This is a genomic window from Kitasatospora sp. NPDC059812, assembly GCF_042732075.1.
Classification (GTDB): Bacteria; Actinomycetota; Actinomycetes; order Streptomycetales; family Streptomycetaceae; genus Kitasatospora.
The window spans coordinates 1-6015 of the sequence record NZ_JBHWIO010000164.1 but is presented as its reverse complement, the minus strand read 5'-3'; the positions used below and the strand labels follow the sequence as shown (position 1 = coordinate 6015).

Annotated in this window: 4 protein-coding genes; all 4 read left to right on the top strand. The window is 74.4% G+C overall.

What is annotated here, in order from left to right; translation table 11 throughout:
* Nucleotides 1–353 precede the first annotated feature (353 nt).
* Entirely contained in the window at nucleotides 354–866 is a 513-nt protein-coding gene (locus tag ACFV6D_RS38495; protein WP_380563378.1) for a (2Fe-2S)-binding protein, read from the top strand.
* The gene (locus ACFV6D_RS38490; RefSeq protein WP_380563376.1) at nucleotides 863–1864 is read left to right on the top strand and encodes an FAD binding domain-containing protein; all 1002 of its coding nucleotides are present in this window, start codon (nucleotides 863–865) and stop codon (nucleotides 1862–1864) included. The genes ACFV6D_RS38495 and ACFV6D_RS38490 overlap by 4 nt, the downstream gene beginning before the upstream one ends.
* Nucleotides 1861–4026 carry a xanthine dehydrogenase family protein molybdopterin-binding subunit gene (locus ACFV6D_RS38485; RefSeq protein WP_380563374.1) on the top strand — a complete coding sequence of 722 codons (2166 nt, stop codon included), beginning with the start codon at nucleotides 1861–1863 and terminating at the stop codon, nucleotides 4024–4026. The genes ACFV6D_RS38490 and ACFV6D_RS38485 overlap by 4 nt, the downstream gene beginning before the upstream one ends.
* Nucleotides 4027–4263: 237 nt before the next feature.
* Nucleotides 4264–6015 (top strand): DUF362 domain-containing protein (locus ACFV6D_RS38480; RefSeq protein ID WP_380563372.1); only part of this gene is annotated, 1752 nt, incomplete at its 3' end.

The window sequence follows — 6015 nt, the reverse complement described above, 5'->3', positions numbered from 1 at the left end:
AAGCGAATCGGCCGCAATCCAATAAAACGAACACGCCGAATAAGAACCAAGCCGCGACAAGACGCGACCCAGCCCGAACCAGGAAATGGTGTTTCGAAAGGATTGGCCACCGCGGGACCGTCCGCGCCGATGCGTGTCCGGTGCTCCCTGCCGAGCGACTGGCTGACAGTACCCCTCCTCGGCGCCCAAGGCAAATACCCGGCCCGGGACCGTTCAGGCGCGCGCCGCGCGGCCGCCACACGGGACCGAACCGGTGGTTCCGGGCCCCCTGGCTACGGGCTCCGTCCCGGCGGTGGAAGGCATCACGGTGCCGGCCGGCGCGGCCGGCTGCCGACCGACCCCCCGAGGAAGCCATGGATGTGGCCAGTACCGTCACGCTCTCCGTCAACGGTGACCAGCACACCCTTGAGGTGGACCACCGCCGCACGCTGCTCGACCTGCTGCGCGAGCGGTTGGCGCTGACAGGGGCGAAGAAGGGATGCGACCACGGACAGTGCGGGGCGTGCACGGTGCTGCTGGACGGGCGGCGGGTGAACAGCTGCCTGGTGCTCGCGGTCGCACAGGACGGGGCCGCGGTCACCACGGTCGAGGGCCTGGCCTCCGGCGACCGGCCGCACCCGCTCCAGCGGGCGTTCATCGAGTACGACGCGTTCCAGTGCGGCTTCTGCACGCCCGGGCAGCTCTGCTCGGCGGTCGGGATGCTCGCGGAGGCGGCGAAGGGCTGGCCGAGCGCCGTGACGGACGCCGACGCGCAGGCGCCGTCGTCGCTGGACGAGGCGGAGATCCGCGAACGCCTGAGCGGCAACCTCTGCCGGTGCGGCGCCTACCCCGGCATCGTCCGGGCCGTCCGGGAGGTCGCCCCGTGAAGCCCTTCGGCTACCACCGGCCCGCCGACGTCGCCTCGGCCGTGGCGCTGGCCGCGCAGGTTCCAGGAGCCAGGTTCCTCGCCGGCGGCACCAACCTGGTCGACCTGCTCAAGCTCGGTGTGGAGGCACCGGAGCTGCTGGTGGACGTGAGCCGGCTGCCGCTCGGCCTGGTGGAACCGGTCTCCGGCGGCGGCCTGCGAATCGGCGCGACGGTGCCCAACAGCGAGCTGGCCGCGCACCCGCTGGTCCGGCTGCACTATCCCGCGCTGTCCCAGGCCCTGCTGTCGGGCGCGTCCGGGCAGCTGCGCAACCTCGCCACCACCGCCGGCAACCTGCTCCAGCGCACCCGCTGCCCGTACTTCCAGGACGTCACCAAGCCGTGCAACAAGCGTGTCGCCGGCTCCGGCTGCCCCGCGCGCGAGGGCGTGCACAGGGATCTGGCCGTGCTGGGGGCCTCCGCGGCCTGCGTGGCCACCCACCCGTCCGACCTCGCGGTGGCACTGGCGGCGCTGGACGCCGAGGTGCGGCTGACCGGTCCGGCCGGGTCCCGCTGCTGCCCGCTCACCGAGTTCTACCGACTGCCCGGGGACACCCCCGCCCGCGAGACGGGGCTTCGCCCCGGCGAGCTGATCACCGCGGTCGACCTGCCACCGCCGTGGTCGGGCACCCGCTCGGCCTACCGCAAGGTCCGCGAGCGGGCCTCGTTCGCCTTCGCCACCGTCTCGGTCGCCGCCGCACTGGTGGTGCGCGAGGGGCGGGTGGCACGGATCGCACTGGCGCTCGGCGCAGTGGCGGCGAAGCCCTGGCGGGCGACGGTCGCCGAGCGGGCGCTGCTCGGGCAGCCCGCCACCGAGGAGGCCTTCAGGACCGCGCTGGACGCCGAGCTGGCGGCCGCCCGGCCGCTGCGGGACAACGCGTTCAAGGTGCCGCTGGCACGCGAGGTGGCCGTACGGGTCCTCGCCGACCTCACACCGCAGCAGGAGGAGGACCTCGGATGACGGCTCACCAGGATCACCAGGAGCACCAGGGTCGCCAGGAGCACCGGGACCGCCAGGACCACCAGGCGCACCAGGCGCACCGGGAGCACCGGGACACCTCGCTGACCCGGGTGGAGGGGCCCGACAAGGTCACCGGCCGTGCCCGTTACGCGGCCGACCACCACCCGGCCGGCACCGCCTACGCCTGGCTCGTCACCGCCTCGCTCGCGCGCGGCGTGGTGGACGCCGTCGAGGACGCCGACGCTCTCGCCGACCCGGCCGTCCTCGCGGTGATCACCCACCGCAACGCCGAGCGGCTGGCCCCGACCGACGACCCGACGCTGGCCGTGCTCCAGTCCGCGCGGATCGCCCATCACGGGCAGCCGGTCGCGCTGGTGGTCGCCGAGACCCCGGAGGCCGCCCGGGCCGGCGCCCGCGCGCTGCGGATCAGCTGCACCCCGGAGCCGCACGACGTCCTGCTGACCGCCGACCACCCGGGCCTCTACACCCCCGAGGAGGCCAACGGCGGCTACCCCGCGGAGCGTGCCAGAGGCGACTTCGACAAGGCCTACCGGACTGCCCTGAACCGGGTGGACGCCACCTACCACCTGCCGCCGCTGCACAACCACCCCATGGAGCCGCACGCCGCGACGGCCGCCTGGGACGGCGGCCGGCTCACCGTCCACGACGCCAGCCAGGGCTCCGGCAACAGCCAGGAGAACCTGTCGAAGCTCTTCGGCCTGCGCGCCGAGGACGTCCTGGTGGTCAGCGAGCACGTCGGCGGCGGCTTCGGTTCCAAGGGCACCACCCGGGCGCCCACGGTGCTGGCCGCACTGGCCGCCCGCGCGGTCGGACGGCCGGTCCAGCTCTGCCTGGCCCGCGCCCAGCTGGCCGACCTGGTCGGGCACCGCTCCCCCACCGTCCAACGGGTCCGGATCGGCGCCGACACCACCGGCCGGATCTCGGCCCTCGCTCACGAGGTGGCCACCCGCAGCTCCACGCTGCGCGAATTCGTCGAGCAGGCCGCCGTCCCCGCCCGGATGATGTACGCCGCGCCGCACAGCCGCACCGTCCACCGGGTCGCCCGGCTCGACGTGCCCACCCCCTCCTGGATGCGGGCGCCCGGTGAGTGCCCCGGCATGTTCGCGCTCGAGTCCGCCATGGACGAACTGGCCGTGGCCTGCGGCCTCGACCCCGTCGAACTGCGGATCCGCAACGAGCCCGCGTTCGAGCCGGACAGCGGGAAGCCGTTCAGCAGCCGCCGCCTGGTCGAGTGCCTGCGCGAGGGCGCCCGGCGCTTCGGCTGGGCCGACCGCGACCCCCGCCCCGGTGTCCGCCGGGACGGCCGGCTGCTGCTCGGCACAGGAGTGGCGGCCTCGACCTACCCCGTGCTGGTCGGTCCCGCGACCGCGGAGGCGCACGCCCGCCCCGACGGAAGCTTCCTGCTGCGGATCAACGCCACCGACATCGGCACCGGGGCGCGCACCGCGCTGGTGCGGATCGCCGCCGACGCCCTGCGGGTCGCACCCGAGCGCGTCGAGCTGCGGATCGGCCGCAGCGACCTGCCGAAGGCACCGCTGGCGGGCGGCTCCTCCGGCACCGCCTCCTGGGGATGGGCCGTGCACCGGGCCTGCGAGGAGCTGCGCACGGCACTGGCCGAGCAGGGCGGGCGGCCGCCCACCGGCGGGCTGACCCGACACGCCGACACCGCCGAGGAGGTGGGGAGCACCGGCCAGGAGTACGCGCGGCACGCCTTCGGCGCGCAGTTCGCCGAGGTCCAGGTCGACCAGGACACCGCCGAGGTGCGGGTGCGCCGCCTGCTCGGGGTGTTCGCGGCCGGACGCGTCATCAACCCGTTGGCCGCGCGGAGCCAGCTGACCGGCGCGATGATCATGGGGCTGTCGATGGCCCTGCTGGAGCACAGCACCACCGACCCGTCCTTCGGCGGGCACGTCGAGCGCGACCTGGCCGCCTACCACGTCGCCGCGCACGCCGACGTCACCGCGGTCGACGCGTACTGGATCGACGACCCCGACCCTCACCTCAACCCGATGGGCTCCAAGGGCATCGGAGAACTGGGCATCGTGGGGACGGCGGCGGCGATCAGCAATGCCGTGCACCACGCCACCGGCGTCCGGGTCCGCGAACTGCCCATCCGGCCCGAGTCCCTGATCGGCCGCTGACCCGACCCCGGCCGGACACCGCCCCGTGGCCCGACAGCGCCCCCGGTCTGTTCGTTTGCCCGGCCGTGTTCGTTTGCCCGGCCGGACCGGGCCGCGTCCGGGACACGAGCGCGCGTCCCGCCCCGCATCCGATGTCCGCGCAGTAGCATCGCTTTAAACCTCTTTGGGATATTTTCTGGCCAATCAGCGATGGGCCGACCGCACGCAGGAAAGCCGTCCGTCGGCGTTGGGGGAGATGTGACCGTCGTCGCCGCCGTGGCCCGCTCCACCCGAGTCCGGCCGCTCTCCTCCGCCGACCTGCTGGCCGAAGCGGTCACCCGGGCCGGACTCTGGGAGCGACTGGCCGGGCGGGCGCACGGCGACCCGGGAGCGGTCGCGGTGCTGCTGACACCGGGCGCGTCCGCGTACGGCGACCCGGCGACCGCGGTCAGCGCCGCCCTGGTGGAGCACCTGATCGACCTGCTGCACGACCGGGGCTACCGCGACGTCACCGTCGGCGCCGCCCGCTGCGGCCCCGACACCTGGCTGGCCGGCCCCCAGCTCGTCGACACCTGCCGCCGGCTCGGCTACGGCGGGCGGACCCCGCAGGACAACGCCTACCGCGTCGTGGACCTGTCGGAGGAGGTCGAACCGGCGGACTTCCCCGCCTCCGCGGTGCTGCACGGCAGCGGCATGGCGCGCAGTTGGCTGGAGGCGGGCTTCCGGATCAACATCGCGAAGAACAGCACCCACCCGGAGTTCGGCTACGCCCTGTGCCTGGCCAACCTGTTCGGCGTGCTCCCGCAGGACGACAAGCACCACCACTACCGCGCCCGACGCGACGGCGCCGAGGTCATCGTGGACCTGCTGGGCTCCTACCCGCCGGACTTCCACCTCATCGACGCCGTGGTGAGCAGCCACGGCTGCGCCGGATCGCAGGTCGGCAGGCCGCTGCGGACGGAGACGGTGATCGCCGCGCCGGACGGCGTCCTGGCGGACCTGGTCGGCGCACTGCTCATGGGCGTCGACCCCGTCTCGTCGCCGCTCAACGCGCGGGTGCTCAGCGACCGGGGCCTGCCGGACGCCTACCGGATCGACGGCGACCTGACGCCCTACCAGGGCTGGCGTAACCCGCCGAGGTCCCTGGTCGAGGCGGTGCGCCGGCTCGCTCCGGACGGGCGGGCCCACCGACTGTTCAGCATCGCCGCCTGGCACGTGGCCCCGGGAGCGGCGGAAGTCACCGATCCGGCGCTCGCCCGGCTCTCCCGCCTCCTCACCTCGCTCATCCGCGCCGCGGACGCGAACCCGGCGGCGGCCGCCGCCCTGTGCACGATGGTCGGCGCGGCGGCCTCGGCCTCCTCCACCGTCCGCGCCTGGCGGACCGGGAACGCCAAGCACGGCATCCGGCGCCGGGACGTCTCCCTCGCGGTCGACCCGGACGCCTACACCCACGAGGACTTCGACCGGATCACCGGCCTCCTGCGGCCGCTGGAGACGGTGATCGACGCGCTGCCCGCGGACGCCTGGCAGATGCGCTGGCAGCACGTGGGCCACTCGATCCTGTTCGGCTGCGAACGCACCGTCAACGCGCCGTACCCGGAGTTCGTACGGCGGGTCGACATCAGCCGGTCCATCAGCTACATGACCGACTACCTCGGCGGACGGGTCCACGTGGTCTCCCACGACGCCCAGGGGCGGCCCACCCGTCAGATCGAACGCAACCTGTACCTGGCGCAGCCGAACTACCTGGCGTACTCCGGCGGCCCGCCCATCGACGTCTGCAAGCTGGAGTCGGTGGACTACGGCGAACAGCGGCAGCGGATCTCCTGGCGCACGGTCCACAGCCCGAACGGATCCGCCGAGTACGACGACGGGTCGGTGACCTTCCTCCCCGCCGACGGCGGCGAGGGGGCCCCCCGCCGGGAGGACGGGGGCCCCCCCCGGGGCCACCACCCCGCCAGCGCCGGGGTGACACCCCCCCCCACCCCGCACCCGCCCGGCCCCCCCCGC